19 protein-coding genes and 1 riboswitch are annotated in these 21103 nt (G+C 71.8%); of the genes, 8 read left to right on the top strand and 11 right to left on the bottom strand.

All coding sequences use genetic code 11. The annotated features are described in order from the left end of the window. The first annotated feature begins 149 nt into the window (after positions 1 to 149). The 5 genes from GT045_RS22215 (at position 150) to GT045_RS22195 (ending at position 4826) form a co-directional block, all read left to right on the top strand. Positions 150 to 980 carry an FHA domain-containing protein gene (locus GT045_RS22215; protein ID WP_345942719.1) on the top strand — a complete coding sequence of 277 codons (831 nt, stop codon included), beginning with the start codon at positions 150 to 152 and terminating at the stop codon, positions 978 to 980. A gap of 43 nt (positions 981 to 1023) precedes the next feature. Further along, positions 1024 to 1761, top strand: a complete 738-nt coding sequence (locus GT045_RS22210) for a MerR family transcriptional regulator (protein ID WP_161335208.1) — start codon at positions 1024 to 1026, stop codon at positions 1759 to 1761. Between the two features lie 85 nt (positions 1762 to 1846). Beyond that, complete coding sequence (locus tag GT045_RS22205; RefSeq protein ID WP_026253112.1) at positions 1847 to 2320, top strand: bifunctional nuclease family protein; 474 nt, start codon at positions 1847 to 1849, stop codon at positions 2318 to 2320. A 264-nt stretch (positions 2321 to 2584) separates the two neighbouring features. Further along, positions 2585 to 3268, top strand: coding sequence for a MerR family transcriptional regulator (locus GT045_RS22200; RefSeq protein ID WP_161298113.1), 684 nt, complete (start codon positions 2585 to 2587; stop codon positions 3266 to 3268). 67 nt (positions 3269 to 3335) lie between these two features. Then, positions 3336 to 4826 carry a DNA polymerase IV gene (locus GT045_RS22195; RefSeq protein WP_161335207.1) on the top strand — a complete coding sequence of 497 codons (1491 nt, stop codon included), beginning with the start codon at positions 3336 to 3338 and terminating at the stop codon, positions 4824 to 4826. On the opposite strand, the gene GT045_RS22190 is transcribed toward GT045_RS22195, so the two are convergent. Beyond that, a complete protein-coding gene (locus GT045_RS22190; RefSeq protein WP_345942718.1) occupies positions 4748 to 5119 on the bottom strand; it encodes a PRC-barrel domain-containing protein in 372 nt (123 codons plus the stop codon). The genes GT045_RS22195 and GT045_RS22190 overlap by 79 nt on opposite strands. Positions 5120 to 5238: 119 nt before the next feature. Further along, a riboswitch (glycine riboswitch) is annotated at positions 5239 to 5333 on the top strand. Between the two features lie 173 nt (positions 5334 to 5506). Between GT045_RS22190 and gcvP the strand changes: the two genes are divergently transcribed. Beyond that, the gene (gcvP, locus tag GT045_RS22185; RefSeq protein ID WP_161335206.1) at positions 5507 to 8392 is read left to right on the top strand and encodes an aminomethyl-transferring glycine dehydrogenase; all 2886 of its coding nucleotides are present in this window, start codon (positions 5507 to 5509) and stop codon (positions 8390 to 8392) included. Positions 8393 to 8443: 51 nt separating this feature from the next. On the opposite strand, the gene GT045_RS22180 is transcribed toward gcvP, so the two are convergent. Genes GT045_RS22180 through modA form a run of 4 tightly spaced genes read right to left on the bottom strand, consistent with a single transcriptional unit; the run spans position 8444 to position 11796 of the window. Continuing rightward, entirely contained in the window at positions 8444 to 8866 is a 423-nt protein-coding gene (locus GT045_RS22180) for a TOBE domain-containing protein (protein ID WP_161335205.1), read from the bottom strand. Between the two features lie 28 nt (positions 8867 to 8894). Further along, positions 8895 to 10121, bottom strand: coding sequence for an ABC transporter ATP-binding protein (locus tag GT045_RS22175; RefSeq protein WP_237538780.1), 1227 nt, complete (start codon positions 10119 to 10121; stop codon positions 8895 to 8897). Next, the gene (modB, locus tag GT045_RS22170; RefSeq protein ID WP_161291381.1) at positions 10118 to 10975 is read right to left on the bottom strand and encodes a molybdate ABC transporter permease subunit; all 858 of its coding nucleotides are present in this window, start codon (positions 10973 to 10975) and stop codon (positions 10118 to 10120) included. Before modB ends, GT045_RS22175 begins: the two co-directional genes overlap by 4 nt. Further along, a complete protein-coding gene (gene modA, locus GT045_RS22165) occupies positions 10972 to 11796 on the bottom strand; it encodes a molybdate ABC transporter substrate-binding protein (RefSeq protein ID WP_161335204.1) in 825 nt (274 codons plus the stop codon). Before modA ends, modB begins: the two co-directional genes overlap by 4 nt. 206 nt (positions 11797 to 12002) lie before the next feature. On the opposite strand from modA, the gene GT045_RS22160 reads away from it, so the two are divergent. After that, positions 12003 to 12485: a molybdopterin-dependent oxidoreductase gene (locus GT045_RS22160; RefSeq protein ID WP_345942717.1), complete on the top strand. Its 483-nt coding sequence runs from the start codon at positions 12003 to 12005 to the stop codon at positions 12483 to 12485. Positions 12486 to 12785: 300 nt separating this feature from the next. On the opposite strand, the gene GT045_RS22155 is transcribed toward GT045_RS22160, so the two are convergent. From GT045_RS22155 to GT045_RS22130, 6 genes are all read right to left on the bottom strand, one after another. Then, on the bottom strand, positions 12786 to 13181 hold the full coding sequence (locus GT045_RS22155) for a helix-turn-helix transcriptional regulator (protein ID WP_161287562.1): 396 nt from the start codon (positions 13179 to 13181) through the stop codon (positions 12786 to 12788). A gap of 251 nt (positions 13182 to 13432) precedes the next feature. Beyond that, positions 13433 to 15391: an APC family permease gene (locus tag GT045_RS22150; protein ID WP_161335202.1), complete on the bottom strand. Its 1959-nt coding sequence runs from the start codon at positions 15389 to 15391 to the stop codon at positions 13433 to 13435. A gap of 403 nt (positions 15392 to 15794) precedes the next feature. Continuing rightward, positions 15795 to 16352 (bottom strand): hypothetical protein, encoded by a 558-nt coding sequence (locus GT045_RS22145; protein ID WP_161287520.1) that lies wholly within the window; start codon positions 16350 to 16352, stop codon positions 15795 to 15797. A 465-nt stretch (positions 16353 to 16817) separates the two neighbouring features. Further along, positions 16818 to 17348 carry a universal stress protein gene (locus GT045_RS22140; protein ID WP_161335201.1) on the bottom strand — a complete coding sequence of 177 codons (531 nt, stop codon included), beginning with the start codon at positions 17346 to 17348 and terminating at the stop codon, positions 16818 to 16820. 420 nt (positions 17349 to 17768) lie between these two features. Beyond that, entirely contained in the window at positions 17769 to 17975 is a 207-nt protein-coding gene (locus GT045_RS22135; RefSeq protein ID WP_161287523.1) for a DUF5999 family protein, read from the bottom strand. 285 nt (positions 17976 to 18260) lie between these two features. Beyond that, complete coding sequence (locus GT045_RS22130; RefSeq protein WP_161287518.1) at positions 18261 to 18860, bottom strand: hypothetical protein; 600 nt, start codon at positions 18858 to 18860, stop codon at positions 18261 to 18263. A 570-nt stretch (positions 18861 to 19430) separates the two neighbouring features. Between GT045_RS22130 and GT045_RS22125 the strand changes: the two genes are divergently transcribed. Continuing rightward, the gene (locus tag GT045_RS22125; protein WP_161287517.1) at positions 19431 to 20948 is read left to right on the top strand and encodes a glutamate--cysteine ligase; all 1518 of its coding nucleotides are present in this window, start codon (positions 19431 to 19433) and stop codon (positions 20946 to 20948) included. The last annotated feature ends 155 nt before the right edge of the window (positions 20949 to 21103 follow it).

Genomic DNA, 21103 nt, shown 5'->3' with positions numbered 1-21103 from the left:
GCGGGGGGTCGGCGCACCGAAGAGGTGGTGCGTGGTGGAAACTGTTTGGTGGATACGGACGTTGTGAGAATGTCCGGCTCGGCCGGTGTAGGCAATCAGGGTTCGTCCTGCCCCACGGGCGGGTCTGTTTCGGTCAAGGGGAATCGCCCGTGAAGTTGTTTGCGAAGTTGTTCGGCAAGAGCGCGCGCGAGGGTAGCGGCAACGCGACCGCTCGTCATCGCGCACAGCCTGACGCGGAGGGCCAGCGCCCGCTGTTCCGGGACCAGGTCGCTGGTCCGGGCGGTGACATTTCCGGAGGTCAGGGCGCGGCGTCTGTTGACCCTGCCCAGTCCGGCGGCATAGGTTTCGGGCAACCGTCAACCTCAGGTACGGGTGGAGGGTTTGGTCCCGGCCCGTACGCGTCCAACGCCCCGGCGGGGCAGCCGCGGCAGGAGGATCCGTCGATGTCGGTCCTGGTGTGTACGAGGTGCGGTAACCGCAATGCGGAGAACGCCCGATTCTGTTCCAACTGTGGGGCGCCGCTGCGTCCCGGGGTGGCGCCGGAGCGGGCCTCCGAGACGACCTCCACGATCTCGATCTCGGGCCTGGAGGCCTACGACTCCGAGGTGACCGGCCAGACGCCGCTGCCGATGCTCTCCCCGGAGGCGCAGGCCGCGGTGGACGCGCTGCCGCTGGGCTCGGCGCTGCTGGTGGTGCGCAGGGGCCCGAATTCGGGCAGCCGCTTCCTGCTGGACAGCGACCTGACCACGGCCGGCCGCCACCCGCAGAGCGACATCTTCCTGGACGACGTGACGGTCTCCCGGCGTCACGTGGAGTTCCGGCGCTCCCCGGACGGCTCCTTCACGGTGGCCGACGTGGGCAGCCTGAACGGCACGTACGTCAACCGTGAGCGCATCGACCAGGTCGCTCTGGCGAACGGCGACGAGGTGCAGATCGGCAAGTACCGGCTGGTGTTCTACGCGAGCCGGCAGGCCGTCTGAGCCGCCCCCGGACCGACGTCCGGGGGGACCCCAGGGAAGGTCCATGGTTCAAACACCGAGCGGCGGTGCCGGTAGCGGTACCGCCGCCAGGGACAGTGGGCTGATGAGTATCGGCACGGTGCTGAACGTGCTGCGCGACGAGTTCCCCGAAGTCACCATCTCCAAGATCCGCTTCCTGGAGTCGGAGGGGCTCGTCGAGCCGCGGCGCACCCCGTCGGGGTATCGCAAGTTCAGCGCCGAGGACGTCGAGCGCCTCGGTCACATCCTGCGGATGCAGCGCGACCACTATCTTCCGCTCAAGGTGATCCGGGAGCATCTGGACGCCATGGGGCGGGGCGAGGCCGTCCCGCTGCCGCTGGTGGGGCGCCAGCGTACGGCGGACGACGTGTCGGCGGCCGTGGAGGGCCCCACGGTGGCCCGGGTCGGAAAGGCCGAGCTGCTGGCGGCGGCGGACCTCGACGAGGCCGAGCTGAAGGAGTGGGAGTCCTATGGGCTCATCGCTCCACTGGAGGACGGGGTGTACGACGCCGAGGCCGTCACCGTGGCCTCGCTCGTCGCCGAGCTGGGCCGGTTCGGGATCGAGCCGCGCCACCTTCGGGTGATGAAGGCCGCCGCCGATCGTGAGGCGGGCCTGGTGGACCAGGTGGTGGCCCCGCTCAAGCGCCACCGCAACCCGCAGACCAGGGCGCATGCCGAGGCCCGTACGAGGGAACTCGCGGCCCTCACGATGAAGCTGCACGCGGCCTTGGTGAAGACCGCTCTCGGGGTGCGGTTCCCCTGAACCGGAGGGTTCCCGGGCGGCCGGATCGGGCAGCTGTTCCCGGCCCGACTACCCAAACGTCCCGGGCACGGCCTAGGGTTGCTGTGTGAACGAGCTCGATGTCGTAGGTGTCCGGGTCGAAATGCCCTCCAACCAACCGATCGTGCTCCTGCGCGAAGTGGGGGGCGACCGTTACCTCCCCATCTGGATCGGGCCGGGGGAGGCGACGGCGATCGCCTTCGCCCAGCAGGGCATGGCCCCCGCACGACCGCTGACCCACGACCTGTTCAAGGACGTGCTGGAGGCCGTCGGCCAGGAGCTGACCGAAGTGCGTATCACCGATCTGCGGGAAGGCGTCTTCTACGCGGAACTGGTGTTCGCCAGTGGGGTCGAGGTCAGCGCCCGCCCCTCCGATGCCATAGCGCTCGCCCTGCGCACCGGTACGCCGATCTACGGCAGTGACACGGTGCTGGACGACGCGGGCATCGCCATTCCCGACGAGCAGGAGGACGAGGTGGAGAAGTTCCGCGAGTTCCTCGACCAGATCTCGCCCGAGGACTTCGGCACCAGCAGCCAGTGAGACACGGGCCCGGCCCCGCCGGCCCGGGGGCTTCCTCCCGCGGGGCCGGCGGTCCCGCGGGGCCCGGCGGCCCGGCAATTGCCTCCGGCCAGTGAGAGCGTCCTACGGCTTCCCGCGAGCGCATTCGGCTAGCCTTTCCCCGCGGTGGGACACGGGAAACCACTCCTAGGGTGATTATCACTCGGCGTGCCGAGTGTGGCGATCGTTGACGCACCCCTGGTGACTGCCTACCGTCGAGAAGGCAGGTCAAGGACGGAGGTCGGCGTGAGAATCAGCGGCGACGGTACGGCTGGGGGTGCCCCCGGACGCGGTTTCGGGGAGAGCGGTCCGTACCCGCCCCCGAACTCGCGGCTGCGCCCCGGCGGGGGACATGCCCATCCCGGCAGTGCGGTGGAGCACGCTCCGCAGCTGCCGACGGCGGTGCCGAACGGCGGAGGGGTGGCGTCCATGGCGTCCGAGGAGATCGGTTACCGCGGGCCCACGGCCTGCGCCGCTGCCGGCATCACCTACCGGCAGCTCGACTACTGGGCCCGTACCGGCCTCGTCGAGCCCAGCGTGCGACCCGCCTACGGCTCGGGTACCCAGCGTCTCTACAGCTTCCGGGACGTCGTCGTCCTGAAGATCGTGAAGCGCTTCCTGGACACCGGGGTGTCGCTGCAGAACATCCGTACGGCCGTGCAGCACCTCAGGGAACGCGGTTTCTGCGACCTGGAGCGGATGACGCTGATGAGCGACGGTGCCACCGTGTACGAGTGCACCTCGCCGGACGAGGTCCACGCCCTGCTCCAGGGCGGTCAGGGCATCTTCGGGATCGCCGTCGGCGTGGTGTGGCGGGACGTGGAAAGCGCCCTCTCCCAGCTGCACGGCGAACGCATCGACACCGGCGAGACCCTCGTGGGCCAGAACCCCGCCGACGAGCTGGCGAGGCGCCGCAACCGGGCGGTCTGAACCGCCGGACCGACCAGGGCGCTCCTGCACCACCGCGTTGTCAGTGCCGTGGTGCAGCATCGGAGATGTGAGAAACGCGCCCACGATCCTGCATCTCGACATGGATGCCTTCTTCGCCTCGGTGGAGCAGGCGTCCAAGCCGAGCCTGCGCGGGAAGGCGGTGGTCGTGGGCGGGCTGGGACCGCGCGGGGTGGTGGCCACCGCGTCGTACGAGGCGAGGGTGTTCGGGGTCCATTCGGCGATGCCCATGGGGCAGGCGCGCCGGCTGGCACCCAACGCCGCGTACCTGGTGCCGCGCTTCACGCTGTACCGGGCGATCAGCGAGCAGGTGATGGCGTTGCTGCGGGAGCTGTCACCGCTGGTCGAGCCGCTGAGCCTGGACGAGGCGTTCGTGGATCTGGACGCCGGGGGAGTGGCCTGGGACGAGGAGTCGGCGCGGCGGGCCGGGGAGAGGCTGCGCGCGGACATCCGGGCGGTCACCGGGCTCACCGGGTCGGTGGGGCTCGCGGCCTCCAAGATGCTCGCCAAGATCGCCTCCGAGCAGGCCAAGCCGGACGGCCTGGTGCTGATCGAGCCGGGGACCGAGCGGGCGCTGCTGGGCCCGATGCCGGTGCGCACCCTGCCGGGAGTCGGGCCGGCCACCGGCGACCATCTGCGCCGTGCCGGGATCAGCACGGTGGAGGACCTGGCCGAGGCCGGCGAGGACGAGCTGGTACGGCTGCTGGGCAAGGCCCACGGCCACGCCCTGCACGCCATGGCCCTGGCCCGGGACGAGCGGCCGGTGGTGGCCGAGCGGGAGGCCAAGTCGGTGTCGGTGGAGGACACGTACGACGTGGACATCCACGACCGGCTGCGGGTCGGTCTGGAGGTGCAGCGGCTGGCCGACCGCTGCGTGGGGCGGCTGCGCGGGGCCGGGCTGTCCGGACGGACGATCGTGCTGAAGGTGCGGCGGTACGACTTCTCCACCCTGACCCGCTCGGAGACGCTCAGAGGACCCACGGACGATCCGGCGGTCATCCGGGAGGCGGCGGCGCGGCTGCTGGACTCGGTGGACACCACGGGCGGGGTACGGCTGCTCGGGGTGGGCGTGTCCGGGCTCGCCGACTACACGCAGGAGGACCTGTTCGCGCAGGCGATGCCGGCGCCGGCGGCTGAGGAACCCCGGGCGCCCGCGGTCGAGGTCGTCGTGGAGCGGCCCGAGCCGGTCGTACGGCAGTGGCGCGCCGGGCAGGACGTGCGGCACGCCGAGTACGGGCACGGCTGGGTGCAGGGGAGCGGCCTGGGGCGGGTCACCGTGCGGTTCGAGACGCCGCAGTCGCCTCCGGGCCGGGTGCGGACGTTCTCGGTCGGCGAACCCGCGCTGGCGTCCGCCGATCCGTTGCCGCTGGTCCTGGATCCGTCCCGCCCGCCCGCCTGTCCCGCGCCGGCGGACGGCGGCCGGCCCGCGCCCCCGCTCGCCCTCGCGGAGGAGCCGGGGGATCAGGCCTCCTCGGAGCCCGCCAGCTTGCCGAAGTCCCGGTCCGGGACCGTGGGAGGTGAGGCCACGTCCAGGCCGTAGTGGTGGTAGAGCTGGAGTTCCTGTTCGGGCGAGAGGTGGCGGCCCACCCCGAAGTCGGGGGCGTCCTTGATCAGGGCACGGTCGAAGGGGACGTGCAGGGTCCCCTCGACGAGTTCGCTGGGCTCCAGCGGCACGAAGGCGTCACGGGAGAACAGGCCGGTGCGTATGGCAGCCCATTCGGGCACGCCCGTCGCGTCGTCCAGGTACACCTCGTCGATGGTGCCGATCTTGGTGCCGTTCCGGTCGAACGCCTTGCGGCCGATCAGGTTGCGCGGATCGATGTCGGTCTGCACGGCCCCTCTCCCTCCACTTGGTCGCAACTCATCCGTTAGCACTACAAAAGAGCACATTCAAGGAGGCGGCCACTCGAAGACTCCGGCGTTGACCTCGCTGGTAGGCTGACAGCGGCTGCTGAACTCGTGCGGGAGAGTCCTCCGATCCTCTCGGAGGCGCCGAAGGAGCAACTCCTCCCCGGAATCTCTCAGGCTCACGTACCGCACGGACGAGGTCACTCTGGAAAGCAGAACGGGCGCCGTAGGCTCCCGCTCTCACCGACGGGGAAAGCCGGTGCCTCCGGGCGCCCGGTGAAGCTCTCAGGTCGAGATGACAGAGGGGGAGGCCGTCGGGGTGCCCGCGCCGGGGTACCCCTCGCAGGTCGCGTCAGACCAGGAGGCCTCCGCATGACCGCCCACCGCATTCCGCTCTCCGAGCTCGAAGCCGGCATCCCGTTCGAGCAGCGCCACATCGGGCCCGACCAGGAGGCACGGGCCAAGATGCTCGCGCACGTCGGGTACGGCTCGCTCGACGAGCTGACCGCCGCCGCGGTCCCCGACGTCATCAAGAACGCCGACGCCCTGGACCTGCCGGGCGCCCGGACCGAGGCCGAGGTCCTCGCCGAACTGCGCGAGCTCGCCGACCGCAACCAGGTCCTCGACTCCATGATCGGCCTGGGCTACTACGGCACCTTCACGCCGCCCGTCATCCTGCGCAACGTCATGGAGAACCCGGCCTGGTACACGGCCTACACGCCGTACCAGCCGGAGATCTCGCAGGGCCGCCTGGAGGCCCTGCTGAACTTCCAGACGACGGTCGCCGAACTGACCGGCCTGCCCACCTCCGGCGCCTCCCTGCTGGACGAGGGCACCGCGGCCGCCGAGGCGATGTCACTCTCCCGCCGCATGGGCAGGAACAAGAAGGGCCTGTTCCTGATCGACGCGGACGCCCTGCCGCAGACCATCGCGGTGATCGAGACGCGTGCCGAGCCGACCGGCGTCGAGGTCGTCGTCGCCGACCTCAGCGAGGGCATCCCGGCGGAGATCGCCGAGCGCGAGATCAACGGCGTACTGCTCCAGTACCCGGGCGCGTCGGGGGCCGTACGCGACCTCAAGCCCGTCATCGAGCAGGCGCACGAGCTGGGCGCCCTGGTGACCGTGGCCGCGGACCTGCTCGCGCTCACCCTGCTCACGTCGCCCGGCGAGCTGGGGGCGGACATCGCCGTCGGCACCACCCAGCGCTTCGGCGTGCCGATGGGCTTCGGCGGGCCGCACGCCGGCTACATGGCCGTCCACGAGAAGTTCGCACGCAGCCTCCCCGGCCGTCTGGTCGGCGTCTCCGTCGACGCCGACGGCCACAAGGCGTACCGGCTCGCCCTGCAGACCCGTGAGCAGCACATCCGCCGGGAGAAGGCGACCAGCAACATCTGCACCGCGCAGGTGCTGCTCGCCGTGATGGCCGGCATGTACGCGGTCTACCACGGCCCCGAGGGCCTGCGGACGATCGCCCGGCGCACCCACCGCTACGCGACCATCCTCGCCGAGGGGCTGAAGGCCGGCGGTGTCGAGATCGTCCACGGCGCCTACTTCGACACGCTCACCGCGCGCGTGCCCGGCAAGGCCGCGCAGATCGTCGCCGCCGCCCGGGACAACGGCGTCAACCTGCGCCTGGTCGACGCCGACCACGTCTCCCTCGCCTGCGACGAGACCACCAAGCGGGCCCAGGTGGCCGCCGTCTGGTCCGCCTTCGGTGTCGAGGCCGACATCGAGGCGCTGGACGCGACCGCCGAGGACACCCTGCCCGAGGCGCTGCTGCGCACCGACGCCTACCTCAACCACCCGGTCTTCCACCAGCACCGCTCCGAGACCGCGATGCTGCGCTACCTGCGCAAGCTGTCCGACCGCGACTACGCGCTCGACCGCGGCATGATCCCGCTGGGCTCCTGCACCATGAAGCTCAACGCGACCACGGAGATGGAGCCGGTCACCTGGCCCGAGTTCGGCCAGCTGCACCCCTTCGCCCCGGCCGACCAGGCCCAGGGCTACCTCACGCTCATCCACGAGCTGGAGGAACGACTCGCCGAGGTCACCGGCTACGACAAGGTCTCCCTCCAGCCGAACGCCGGTTCGCAGGGCGAGCTGGCCGGTCTGCTGGCCGTCCGCGGCTACCACCGCGCGAGCGGTGACGAGCAGCGCACCGTCTGCCTGATCCCGTCCTCCGCGCACGGCACCAACGCCGCCAGCGCCGTGATGGCCGGCATGAAGGTCGTCGTCGTGAAGACCGCCGAGGACGGCGAGATCGACGTCGAGGACCTGCGCGCCAAGATCGAGCAGTACCGTGACGAGCTGGCGGTGCTGATGATCACCTACCCGTCGACGCACGGGGTCTTCGAGGAGCACGTCGCGGACATCTGCGCGCAGGTCCACGAGGCCGGCGGCCAGGTGTACGTCGACGGCGCCAACCTCAACGCGCTGGTCGGCCTCGCCAAGCCGGGCCACTTCGGCGGCGACGTCTCCCACCTGAACCTGCACAAGACCTTCTGCATCCCGCACGGCGGCGGCGGTCCGGGCGTCGGCCCGGTCGCGGTCCGCTCGCACCTGGCGCCGTACCTGCCGAACCACCCGCTCCAGCCGGAGGCCGGTCCCGAGACGGGCGTGGGTCCGATCTCGGCGGCCCCGTGGGGCAGCGCGGGCATCCTGCCGATCTCCTGGGCCTACGTCCGCCTGATGGGCGGCGAGGGCCTGAAGCGGGCCACCCAGGTCGCCGTGCTGTCGGCGAACTACATCGCCAAGCGCCTGGAGCCGCACTTCCCGGTGCTCTACACCGGCCCGGGCAACCTGGTCGCGCACGAGTGCATCATCGACCTCCGTCCGCTGACCAAGGCCACCGGTGTCAGCGTGGACGACGTCGCCAAGCGCCTGATCGACTACGGCTTCCACGCGCCGACCATGTCCTTCCCGGTGGCCGGCACGCTGATGATCGAGCCGACCGAGTCCGAGGACATCACCGAGCTGGACCGCTTCTGCGACGCGATGATCGCCATCCGCGCGGAGATCGACAAGGTCGGCGCGGGCGAGTGGCCCGCGGAGGACAACCCGCTGCGCAACGCGCCGCACACCGCCGCCGCGCTCGGTGGCGAGTGGACGCACGCCTACAGCCGCCAGGAGGCCGTCTTCCCGGCCGGTGCCACGGACGCCGACAAGTACTGGCCGCCGGTGCGTCGCATCGACCAGGCGTTCGGCGACCGCAACCTGGTGTGCTCCTGCCCGCCGCTGGACGCCTACGAGGACTGAGGCGAGCACGGCCGAGGGCCCCGTCCGCACCGCGGACGGGGCCCTCGGCCGTCACCGGGCCGTCGCCAGCGACACCTCCGTGGACTTGATCAGGGCGACGACGTCGGAGCCGACGAAGAGGCCGAGGTCCCCGGCGGCGTCCTTGGTGATCGCGGCGGTCAGCTCGCCCCCGTCCACGGAGACCCCCACGGTCGCCATGGCCTCGCCGAGGAGGAGCCGGACGACCGTGCCGGGGAGCTGGTTGCGGATCGACAGACCCTCGATCCGGCTGGTGGCGAGGGAGACCTCCGTCGCCTTCACCAGGGCGCTCACCGGGGTCCCCGGGGCCAGACCGAGGTCTTCCACGGCCTCCAGCGTGACGGCGGCGGTCACCACCTGGCCACCGGTGAGCCGGACCTTCACGGTCGCCATGACGTCGCCCGGCTGCACCTCGGTGACGGTGCCGGGCAGCTGGTTGCGGATGCTCAGGGTCATGGGCACCCACCGTAGGGCGCCGGTACGGTCAGGCCGGGTATGCGTGTGTCTGCGCCGCCTTGACCGTCGCCCAGACCGACGCACCCGGATACAGGTCCAGCTCGGCGGCGGCCACCGTCGTCAGGTCCGCCGCGAGGGGCAGTTCGCCGGAGAGGTCGGCGCGGATCAGGTCACCCTGGGTCTCCAGGCCGGCGACCTCGCAGTGCCACACGTTGCGGGCACTGGCACCGGACGGCCGGTCCCGGAACAGGGTCACCGCGGACGGCGGGAACGCCACGAAAACCGGTCCGGACAGCTCCTCGGTGGTCGTGATCGCCGGTCCCGCGTCGAGCCGTACCGTGTGCCCGGCGGCCCGGCCGCGGTAGAGGTTGAGGCCGACGAGCCGGGCGATGTAGTCCGTGCGCGGACGCCGGGCGATATCGGCCGGGGTGCCCTCCTGCACCACCCGGCCGTGTTCCACGACCACCAGCCGGTCCGCGAGCACCATGGCGTCCAGCGGATCGTGGGTGACCAGCACCGACACCGCCTCGAACTCGGCCAGGTGGCGGCGGAGCTGGGCGCGCACCTCCAGCCGGGTCCGGGCGTCCAGGGCCGCCAGCGGTTCGTCCAGGAGCAGCAGCCGGGGCCGGGTGGCCAGCGCACGGGCGAGCGCCACGCGCTGGGCCTGGCCGCCGGAGAGGCGGCGCGGCTTGGCGCCGGCGTGGGCGGCCAGGCCCATCCGCTCCAGCCAGGCCGCGGCCTGGGCGCGGGCCTCGGTCCTGCTCGCGCCCCGGCAGCGCGGGCCGAAGGCGACGTTGTCCAGGGCGGACAGGTGCGGGAAGAGCAGATAGTCCTGGAAGACCACGCCCACCGGACGGGACTCCGGGGGAGTGCCGTCCAGCGAGGTGCCGTCCAGGCGCAGGTGGCCGTCGGTCAGGGGGGTCAGACCTGCGAGGGCACGCAGGGCGGTGGTCTTCCCCGCGCCGTTCGGGCCGAGGAGGGCCACGACGTCGCCCGGGGCGGCCGTCAGCGTGATGTCCAGGCTGAAGGCGGCGCGGTCGACGACGAGGTGGGCGTCCAGGCCGGGGGCGGGGTGCGCGGCGGGGTCCGGCGACGGGCGCGCGGCGGAGTGCGGGTGCGCGACGGGGTGCCGGCGCGCGGCCTGCTTGGGGGTGCCGTCCGTACCGGCCGTGCGGTCCTCACCGTCCCGTACGGGTGGCCCCGCAGGGGGGCGGGCGCCGTCGGCGGCCGCGGGCCGGGTGTCGTCTCGAGTCATGACGGGGTCATCCAGCGTTCCCTCAGGGCCGCGAGGACCGTGATCGACACGGCGAGCAGGACCAGGCTGAGTGCGATGGCGGCCTCAGGGTCGTTCTGCAACGCCAGGTACACCGCGAGGGGCATGGTCTGGGTACGGCCGGGGAAGTTGCCCGCGAACGTGATCGTCGCGCCGAACTCACCGAGGGCGCGGGCCCAGGCCAGTACCGCGCCGGCCGCGATGCCGGGCGCGATCAGCGGCAGCGTGACCCGCCGGAACGCCGTGAAACGGGAGGCGCCGAGCGTGGTGGCCGCCTCCTCGTAGCGCGGGTCGGCGGCGCGCAGGGTGCCCTCGACGCTGATCACCAGGAACGGCATCGCCACGAACGCCTCGGCGACCACGACCCCGGTGGTGGTGAACGGCAGGGTGATCCCGAACCAGGCGTCGAGCCACTTGCCGATGACGCCGTTGCGGCCCAGCGCGAGCAGCAGTGCCACACCGCCGACCACCGGCGGCAGCACGAGCGGGAGGGTCACCAGGGCTCGCACCAGGCCCCGTCCGGGGAACTCCGTACGGGCCAGCAGCCACGCCAGCGGGACGCCGAGGACGAGGCTGACGGCGGTCGCCGCGGTGGCGCTGACCAGGGACAGCTGGAGTGCCTGCCACACCTCGGTGCTGGTCAGCTGGTCCGGCAGGCTGCGCCAGGGCGCGCGGACGAGGAGCGCGACCAGGGGCAGGAGCAGAAAGGCCAGCGCCAGCAACGCGGGCAGCAGCAGCGGCAGCGGCACCCCGCGCCGGCTCCCCGCGCCGACGCGGCGCCGCGGTCGGCCCGTGCGGGGGCCGGCCGCGACGCCGGGTTTGTCGAGCGAGGTCACGGCTTGAGGAACCCGGCCTCGCTCAGCACCTTCTGCCCCTCGGCGGACCGCACGAGGGCGATGAACGCCTTGGCGGTCTCGGCGTTCGGCGCGTCCTTCAGCAGGACGATCGGGTAGTCGTTGATCGCCTTGGCGGACTCGGGGAACTCCACGCCCTCGACCTTGCCGCCCGCGGACTTCACGTCGGTCTTGTAGACGACCGCCGCGTCGGCCTCCTTCAGCTCCACCTTGGTCAGGGCGCTCTTGACGTCCTGCTCGTAGGAGGCCGGGGTGAGCTCGAGCTTGCTGGCGTCCAGGGCCTTCTGCGCGGCGGAACCGCACGGCACGGTCTTGTCGCACAGGACGACCTTGAGACCGGACTTGGTGAGGTCCTTAAGGGAGGACACCTTGTCGGGGTTGCCCGGCAGGGTGGCGATCTCCAGCTGGTTGCGGACGAAGGTGGCCGGGGTGCCGACCGCGTCGCCCTTGTCCGTCACGATCTTCATGGTCTTGGGGCTGGCGGCGGCGAAGACGTCCGCCGGGGCACCGCCGGTGATGCTCGCGGCGAGGGTGTCACTGCCGCCGAAGTTGAAGTTGACCTTGGTGCCGGGGTGCCGGCTCTCGAACTCCTTGCCCAGGGCCGAGAAGCTCTCCTTGAGGGAGGCGGCGGCGAACACGGTGACGTCGCCGGACAGCTTCGCCGAAGAGGAGGCGGACGCGTCCGGGGAGGCGTCGGCGTCCTTGGAGTCCGAGGAGGAGCAGGCGCTGAGTGCCATCAGGGCTGCGGCTCCCGCGCCGGCCAGCTGCAGCATCCGCCGGGTCCGGCGCACGGAACGGGTCATCACTGATCTACTCCTCGGGTGTCTATGGAACTGCTGTCGCGCCCCTGACACGGCCAGTTGTCGACCGTGCGGCGATGATACTGCCGCATCTGCCAGCTGTAAGTCTCCTGTCACATCGCATGAGCCGCGAACTGGAGAGTTGTAGCTTGCATGTGCGTTTGTACGGCCCTGGTGGGCGGGTACGGTGCTGCGGGAGGTGGTCGACGGTGACGCTCGCGGAACTCGCCCTGACCGGCGATCTGGTACGACCCGCCCTGCTGACCGTGCCGGATCTGCTGCGCTGGCCGCAGCACCGTGCGGACGTCAGCTTCGAGTGCGCGACCAGCGGCACCCAGCGGCACCGGTTCGCGGGCCCGCGCCTGTACGACGTGCTCGCCGACGCCGGTCCCGGCTTCGACCCGGTCCGGCGCAAGGACCGGCTCAGGTTCCTCATCGCCGTCAGCGGCACCGACGGGCACCACGCCCTGCTGTCCTGGGCCGAGATCGATCCGGACTTCGCCGACGCGCCCGTACTGCTCGCGGTCACCATCGACGGCACACCGCTGGACGGGGCCGGGCCGCAGCTGGTGCTTCCGCAGGACCGGTGCGGGGCCCGGCACATCAGTGGCATCACGGCGATCCGGGTGGACGGCGGCTACCGCTTCGGTACGGCCGGCCGGCTCTCGGCGCGGCCGGTGCCGGCGGCATGACGGGCGCGTGACGCACCGCCCCTGCGGCCCCGCCATGGCGGCACCGCCCCTGCGGCCCCGCCATGGCGGTGGCGGTGCCGGGTCCGGCGCGCGGGAGTGCCGGGGCGGACGCGTGGCGGTGCCGGGTCGGCGCGCGGGAGTGCCGGGGCGGACGCGTGTGCCGGGTCGGACGTGTGGCGGTGCCCGGGGCGGACGTGTGGGAGTGCCGGGTCAGACGTGTGGCGGTGTCCGGGGCGGACGTGTGGGAGTGCCGGGTCAGACGTGTGGCGGTGTCCGGGGCGGACGTGTGGGAGTGCCGGGTCAGACGCGGTCGATGTGCACGTTCGTGGACTTCACGCGGGCGGTGGCCTCCATGCCGACCTCCAGGCCCAGTTCCTCGACGGCCTCCCGGGTCAGCAGCGAGACGAGCCGGTGCGGGCCGGCCTGGATCTCCACCTGGGCGGCGACGTCGCCGAGCTTGATCGCGGTGACGATGCCGGGGAAGGCGTTGCGGACGGAGGTGTGCGAGGCGTCCTCCTCGCCGACGCCTCCCTTGGCCAGTTCGACGGAGAACGCCGCGAGGTCGCGGCCGTCGATGAGCCGCCGTCCGGACTCGTCGCGGTGGGTGGCCATACGGCCGGCGTCGGCCCAGCGGCGGGCGGTGTCCGGACTGACGCCGAGCAGCCGCGCGGCCTGGCCGATCGTGTAGGACTGCATGCCGGTCACGATAGGGCCACGTGCGGGGAATCATGGACGTGGGGTGGCCGTCGGGTGTGACGCGATATGCCTTGGACCGACGCGTATGAGGCTCCGGCCGGGGACGGGTGGGGGTGCGGCCCCGGCCGGGGGCGGGTGAAGGTGCGGCTCCGGCGGGGGGAGGGGGCAGCTGAAGGTGCGGCTCCGGTGTGAGCAGGCGGAGGAGCCCGCAGGAGTGCCCGGTCGCCGTTCGCCCTTCGCCGGTGCCGGTCTCAGCCGGTGTGTACCCGCGGCCTCCGGTCCCGGTTCGGTTCCGCCTCGCGCAGCACCTCGCGGGTGACCGGCGCGACCTCGCCCTGCCCGAAGAGGAAGAAGCGCAGGAAGTTGGCGAACGGACTGCCCTCGGTCCACTCGAAGTAGATGTGCGGGGTGCAGCCCGTGACGTCACGCACGTGCAACAGCAGCGCGGCGAGGGCGTTCGGGATGGACGCGGACTCCAGCGTCAGCACCCGGTAGCGGCCGTGCAGCACCTCGCCGCGCACCGTCAGACCCGCCTCGAACTCGGACGGGTCGGTCACGGTGACCTCGACGAAGACGAAGTCCTCCTGCTCGGGCATGTCGTTGTCGGCGCGGATCTGCTCGACCTTGTCGCGGTACTCCGCCTTGTCCCGGTGGCCCGGCTCATTGGCGATGAACCGCATCTTGCGGCTGGCCATGTCCCGGATGAAACGTTCCGCCAGAGGATCGAGCGTCACGCTCGTCACGCGCAGCTCGAACGCACGGGCCAGCCGGGACAGCAGCGAGACCAGGATGATGCCCGCGATGAAGCAGGCACCGATCTTCACACCGTCCGGCCGCTCGATGACGTTGACCACGGTCGTGTACAGGAACACCGCCGCGATCACCCCGAACGCGATGGTCCAGCCGCGTTGGTCCGCCTTGCGGGCGGCGATGGTGACCGCGATCGCGGCCGAGCTGATCAGCACCAGCACACCGGTGGCGTAGGCACCGCCCTGCTTGTCGACGTTGGCGTCGAAGATCCACGTCACGAGGAACGCGACCAGCGTGAAGACGATGACCATCGGGCGCACCGCCCGCGCCCAGTGCGGGGCCATGCCGTAGCGGGGCAGGTAGCGCGGCATCAGGTTGAGCAGGCCGGCCATGGCGGAGGCGCCCGCGAACCACAGGATGGCGATGGTGGAGACGTCGTACACCGTGCCGAAGGCGCTGCCGAGGTACTCGTGCGAGAGGTAGGCGAGCGCGCGGCCGTTGGCCTGGCCGCCCGTCTTGAACTCCTTCTCCGGGATCAGCAGCGTGGTGATGAAGCTCGTGGCGATCAGGAAGCAGCTCATGATCAGCGCGGCGGTGGTGAGCAGCTTCTTGGTGTCCCGGATCCGGCCGGCGGGCCGCTCCTCGGTGTCGCCCGGGTCGCCCTGGACGTGGGGCATGACGGCGACGCCCGTCTCGAAGCCGGACAGGCCGAGGGCGAGCTTCGGGAAGACGATCAGGGCGACGCCGATCATCACGAAGACGTTCCCGTGCTCCGCGGTCAGCGCAGTGGACCAGTCGGTGATCACATGGCCCGCCGTGACGACGTGGTAGAGACCGACGATCACGACGACCACGTTGAGCGCGAGGTAGAGGCCGACCAGGGCGACCGCGACGCCGATCGCCTCTAGGAAGCCCTTGAGGAACACCCCGCCGAGCAGGGCCACCAGGAGCAGGGTGATCACCATCTGGTGACCGTGCAGGGTGCTCGTGAGATGCGGGTTCTCCACCAGGTGGGTGGAGGCGTCGGCCGCCGAGAGGGTGATGGTGATCAGGAAGTCGGTGGCCGCGAAGCCCAGCAGGGTGAGCACGAACAGCTTGCCCTGCCAGAACGACAGCAGCCGCTCCAGCATGGCGATGGAGCCCTCGCCGCGCGGACTCTCCTCGGACACCCGGCGGTAGACCGGAAGGGCACCTGCCAGGGTCACGACGACGAGCACGATCGTCGCGATGGGTGACAGCAGACCGGCGGCCAGAGCCGCGATGCCGGGCTGGTAGCCGAGGGTGGAGAAGTAGTCGACACCGGTCAGGCACATCACCCGCCACCAGCGCTGTCCCTTATGGGGAGGCGCGGGCTCGGCGTGCGGTCCGGTGTGCCCACCGCCCTTGCCCATGTCGGACAGGCCCTCCAGCATCCAGGCGCGCAGGCGGCTGGTACTGGGAGGGCGCTCGGTCGTGGCCATCGGCGTGCTCCTGACGTGCGGCTCAGCTCTTTCCGGCCATCACGCGGACGGCGGCACCAGCGTAAGCAGAGCGTGACGTTCGGGCCCACGGATCATCGGGCCGGAGGCGTCAAGCTTGCGTTAAGAATCGCCTGGTCGCGGGGCGAGCGCACGGAGAGGGTGAGGCCGGGGCCGCCGACCCGGAGCGAGACCGAACGGGTGACCGAGTGGGGGCCGAGCGGGTGCCGAGGGGTGGCCGGGAGGGCGGCGGGAGGACGGCGGGCGGGGTGCCGAGGGGTGGCCGGGAGGGCGGCGGGAGGACGGCGGGCGGGGTGCCGAGGGGTGGCCGGGAGGGCGGCGGGAGGACGGCGGGAGGGGCCCACGGAGCGATGACGGCCACCGAGCGTCATGGAGTACGGGGCCGTCACTCCATGCCGGACGCCCTGAACACGGCCAGGGCCGCCTCGCGGTCCACGTGACCGGCCAGGCGGTGCAGGGCGGTCCTGCCGCACAGCAAGGTGCCGGCCGCCTCGGCGCGCCGCGCGTCCTCGTCCAGCCGGTACCACAGGTCCGGGTTGCCGGTCAGCACCTCGGGGTCGATCTCGACCCGGTTGCCGAGGGTGTCGCGCAGCACCAGCCGCCGGCTGACACCGTCCACCGGGCGGACCGCGGACAGCAGATCGGTGCGGACCCGGCGGGTGCGCAGCAGACGACGGGTGGCCAGCCAGCCCGGGCCCGCCGACACCCGGACCGGGAACAGGACGAGGAGCAGGAGCGCGGCCAGCAGCAGCCACAGGCCACCGCGCCACCAGGTCAGCGAACCGGCCACCCGGTCGATGCACAGCAGCAGGCCGAGCAGCGCGGCGGAGCAGCGGACCGCACTGCGCACACCCCGCGGCCAGTCGCGGTCGTACACCTCGGTTCCGGCGCGGGTCGGGCGGGAGCCGGTCGGCCGGGGGCGGGTGTCGTCGAGGTGCTCCATGAGAGAGACGGTAGACCGCCGACGGGCCGCCGCGTCCGCGCTTGACGGCGCCCTGACGGCCGGGGACCCGTTCTTGACGCGACCGCAACGGCCGACCGCCAGGGCGGAGCGCAACGGTCGACCGGCGGGGGCGACCGTTAGGGCCAACCGGTGGCTTAACCGCGAAGGTCGATTGCCAGAGCGGACCGCAACGGCCGACCGGCGGGGGCGATCGTAAGGGCCAACCGGCGGCCCGATCGCGACGGTCGATCGCCAGGGCGGACGGCAACGGTTGACTGGCGGGGGCGACCGTTAGGGCCAACCGGCGGCTCGACCGCGACGGTCGATCGCCAGGGCGGACCGCAATGGTCGACCCGCAGGGCCGACCGCCACGGCTGCCGTAGCCGCCGAACCCAGCGCCCGCCCCGTGCCCGACCGCGACCCCCGTGCCACTCGCGGCCCGGGTGCCACTCACGGCGGTGCCCCTCACAGGCCCCGGGTGTCGATGCGCAGATGCCAGGCGTAGCGCCGGTGTACGGACAGCAGCTCGGACTGCAGCGGGGACGGCGGCACCGCGAGGACCGGGCACACCGCGTGGGCGAGGCAGTGCCGGGAGACCCGGCCCGCGAAGGCGCGCCGCAACCCGCGCCGTCCGGCGCCCACCACGAGCACGTCGTCCTCCCGGTCCGCGGTCGCCACCAGCGCCGGGCCCGGCGCACCGCGCACGACGACGGCACGCATCGGCACCCCGGCCCCGTCCGCCCCGAAGATCTCCTCCAGCACCGAGGCCAGCCGCTGCTTGGCCAGTCGCTGCCACTCCTCGGCCGGCAGGCCGGCGCCGGGGGAGCGCCGCGCGGCGTAGTCACCGCCGGGTGGTTCCCAGGCCAGCACCGGCCACAGCTGAGCGCCCAGCCGGCGGGCGAGTGCCGCGGCCCGCCGCAGGGCCGTGACACTGCCCAGGGAACCGCTCACCCCGACCACCACTCGCGAGACCGCCGAGGCTTCGTAACCGGCCATGGCTCCACCGTTCCGCACGGGCGCCGACGGGTGCAGCCGCGGCGCGCCCCTCTGCGAGGACCTCCGCCTCCCTTGTCTCCATCCCACTCCCGCACCGGCGATTCGACCAGCCGGACGAACGGCGCCCCCGTCGCGGGCACGGCTGCCCTGCGGTCCTCCGGGCATGGGATGCCGCCGTTCCCCTCAGGCACGGCGTTCCCCTGAGGCACGGCGTTCTCCTCAGGCACGCCGTTCCCCTCAGGCACGGCGTGCCCGCACTTCCCGTCGGCCCTCGGTACCGCCTCCTCCCGGGGCGGGCTTCTCCCTGCGGCTTCCGGCGCTCCACCGAACCCCGTCGGTAGCGTGACCAGCTCGGGCACGCGTCGGGGCCGGTGCACACACCGGGTGCGTGCGACCGGCCCCTCGGGTCACTGCGCCTGCTCAGGCGGCGGTCATCACCTCGTCCGCACCGAGCGGACGGTGCGGGGCGATGATGCGGCCGTCCGGCAGCAGCTCACCGGTGTCCTCGAAGAGCAGGACGCCGTTGCACAGCAGGCTCCACCCCTGTTCCGGGTGGTGCGCCACCAGGCGGGCGCACTCCCGGTCGGCGGACTCTGCTGACGGGCACGGTGGCTGGTGCTGGCACATGGGCGGGATCTCTCGGTCTGTTGTGATCATGTCCGTCCCCCGTGATGAAGAGTCGGTCTGGAGCCAGTGTTGTCCTCCGGGAGTCATTCCGCAGGGATTTCACCGCACCGCTTCTCACAGGTTCATGACGCATCACCCGCCTGGACGGTTCAGCCCAACTGCACTGTCACTTCGGATGGTTCGCCATGGCCGGATGGGACTAGTCCGGTCGGTGGCGGGGGCCGGCGGACGAAAAAAGAGGCATACCCCGCTTTCCTTCCGGGCGGCGGGGTACGCGGACGTCGGTCAGGCGGGCGAGCCGAGCACAGGCGAGCCGAGCAGGGGAAGAGGAGTCGCCCGATGGGTCAGCACCGGAAGCAACTCGGCCACCCGGAAAGGTCGGTGCGCCGAGATGCCGGGCGGGGCCGGCGCCAGCGGGACGAGCAGGTCGGTGGCGGCCGGATGGCCTTCGGTGCCGTCGGCGGAGCAGTCCCCGTGCAGCCACAGGGTGAGCATGTAGAGACCGGGTACGGACAGCAGCCGCGCTTGGTAAGGCTGTTGCAGCGCCTCGGCCTGCTGCAGCGCACGTTCAGTGGAGGCGACGTACGGGCCTTCGAAGAAGTGCGAGAAGGCCCAGCCGTCGGGCGTGAGCATGGTCTCCGCCGCGGCCACCGCGCGATCGCCGCACCGTATCAGGAAGCGCCAGCCGGCCAGCCGGGTCGAGGACAGGCCTTGTGCGGTGATCCGGTCCAGCACATGGACGGGAAGCGGGAGTTCAGGGGTGGTCGGCCCCTGCGCGGCACGCAGGGAAGGGGTGCGGGCCTCACGGACCGCGGTGGGCGAGCCGAGGGCGGTGAGGACGGAGCGCAGGGCAGGCGCGGGGGCAGGGGGCACGTGCAGCGGCATGTGGGTCGCCTCTCATCTGACAGGCGCGGCGGCGCGAGGAGGGGTGGGGCGGACGGCGCTGTCTGCTCACTGAAGGCCGGAGAGGTGGGGGCCCGGGTCGGTGTGAACGAGGGTGCGGCCCGGTCTGCCGCCCGTCAACCGGGACGGCAGGAACTCCGCGGAAACCAGGACCGAGGGTGCCACCTTCTGCCTTGTGGACGAAGTTTATACGACGCGTGTTCGGCCGGCGTTTCAGCTAATGGATTCCGTTTCGCCGGGCAAGACGCAAATAGGCCGACGATTTGCGGAACTCATCCCGATTTCCGGGGTGACCCCCGCGTCTGACCTGGCGCTACGCGCTGGTAACGGTCGGCCGATTGTCGTCGGCGTTTTTCACGAGGCGTTCGGGGCACTCGAAGGTGCAAGTTGCGGCATGCCTCGTGAATGTGCCGCCGGGAACATTTGACAGAGTAGCGGGCGGTGGCCCGGCGCGGGACGTTATCGATCGCTTCGGCTGGGCATCATCCCACCTGACCCGGGAGAGCCCGGCGGCCGGATCGTCGGCCCGCCCATCCGAGGAGGGACACTTCGATGGGGGAGAAGGTCGTGGCGGGGCAGTTCGACCTGTCCGATCGCCAGCGCTACCGCGAAAAGCTCCAGCAGTGCCTGACGGGACTGGAGCGGCTCCTGAGTGAGAAGCGGTTCGACCGCCCCAAGAACCTCATGGGAGTGGAGATCGAACTGAATCTCGCGGGGTCCGACGGTATGCCGAAAATGTTGAACGGGCAGGTACTGGAGCGCATCGCGAGCCGCGATTTCCAGACAGAACTCGCCATGTTCAACCTGGAAGTCAACATCGCCCCACACCGGTTGGGCGGCAGGGTATTCGACCGGCTCGCCGAGGAACTGCGCATCTCGCTGGCCTACGCGGACCGGAAGGCCGGCGAGGTGGACGCGGGCATCGTGATGACGGGCATCCTGCCCACCCTCGACCGGGACGACCTGGTGTCCTCCAACCTCTCGGAGGTGGACCGCTACACCCTGCTCAACGACCAGATCGTCGCCGCGCGCGGCGAGGACTTCCGGCTCGACATCGAGGGGGTGGAGCACCTCGTCTGCACGTCCAAGTCGATCGTGCCCGAGGCCGCGTGCACCTCCGTGCAGCTGCATCTCCAGGTCACCCCGGGACGCTTCGCGGACGTGTGGAACGCGGCCCAGGTGGCCTGCGCCCCGCAGATCGCCGTCGGCGCCAACTCGCCCTTCCTCTTCGGGCACGAGCTGTGGCGCGAGTCCCGGCCACCGCTGTTCCTGCAGTCCACCGACACCCGGCCGCCCGAGCTGCAGGCGCAGGGGGTCCGGCCGCGCACCTGGTTCGGCGAGCGGTGGATCTCCTCCGCGTACGAGCTGTTCGAGGAGAACCTCCGGTACTTCCCGGCGCTGCTGCCGATCTGCGACGACGAGGAGCCGCTGGAGGTCATCGAGGCCGGCGGGGTGCCCAAGCTCGCCGAACTCGTGCTGCACAACGGCACGATCTACCGCTGGAACCGGCCGGTGTACGGCATCGCGGACGGCGTCCCGCACCTCCGGGTGGAGAACCGGGTGCTGCCGGCCGGCCCGACCATCACCGACGTGATCGCCAACGCGGCCTTCTACTACGGCCTCGTCCGGGCCCTCGCCGAGGACACCCGGCCGGTGTGGACGCGGCTGCCCTTCGCGGCGGCCGAGGCGAACTTCGACGCCGCGTGCCGCCACGGCGTCGACGCGCGCTTCGTCTGGCCCCGGCGGGGGCGGTACGGCGGCACGGTCGAGGTGGACGCGGTCACGCTGATCCGCGACGAGCTGCTGCCGCTCGCCGCCGCCGGGCTGGACGCGTGGGGTGTGGAGGCCGCAGACCGGGACCTGTACCTGGGGGTGATCGAGGAACGCTGCCGGCGCCGGGTCAACGGGGCGTCCTGGCAGGCGGCCACCTTCCACCGGGCACTGGAGCAGGGGCTCTCCCGTGAGGCGGCCCTGGCGGCGACGACACGCCGGTACGCGGAGCTGATGCACGTGGGTGAGCCCGTGCACACGTGGCCGGTGGGCCTGCCGGAGACGGTAGCGCTCGGCTGAAGGCACCGAGGAGGGCGGGCGGCGGCCGGTACGGCGGCCCGGTGCGCGGTGCGGGTCGGCCGTTCCCCGGCTGGGGTGTGCTGTGCGGGTCGGCCGTTTCTCGGCTGGGGTGTGCTGTGCGGGTCGGCCGTTCCTCGGTTGGGGTGTGCTGTGCG

The sequence above is a fragment of the Streptomyces sp. SID486 genome, from assembly GCF_009865385.1.
GTDB lineage: Bacteria > Actinomycetota > Actinomycetes > Streptomycetales > Streptomycetaceae > Streptomyces.
The sequence above is the reverse complement of the archived record's forward strand: the minus strand, read 5'-3'. Positions and strand labels throughout refer to the sequence as shown.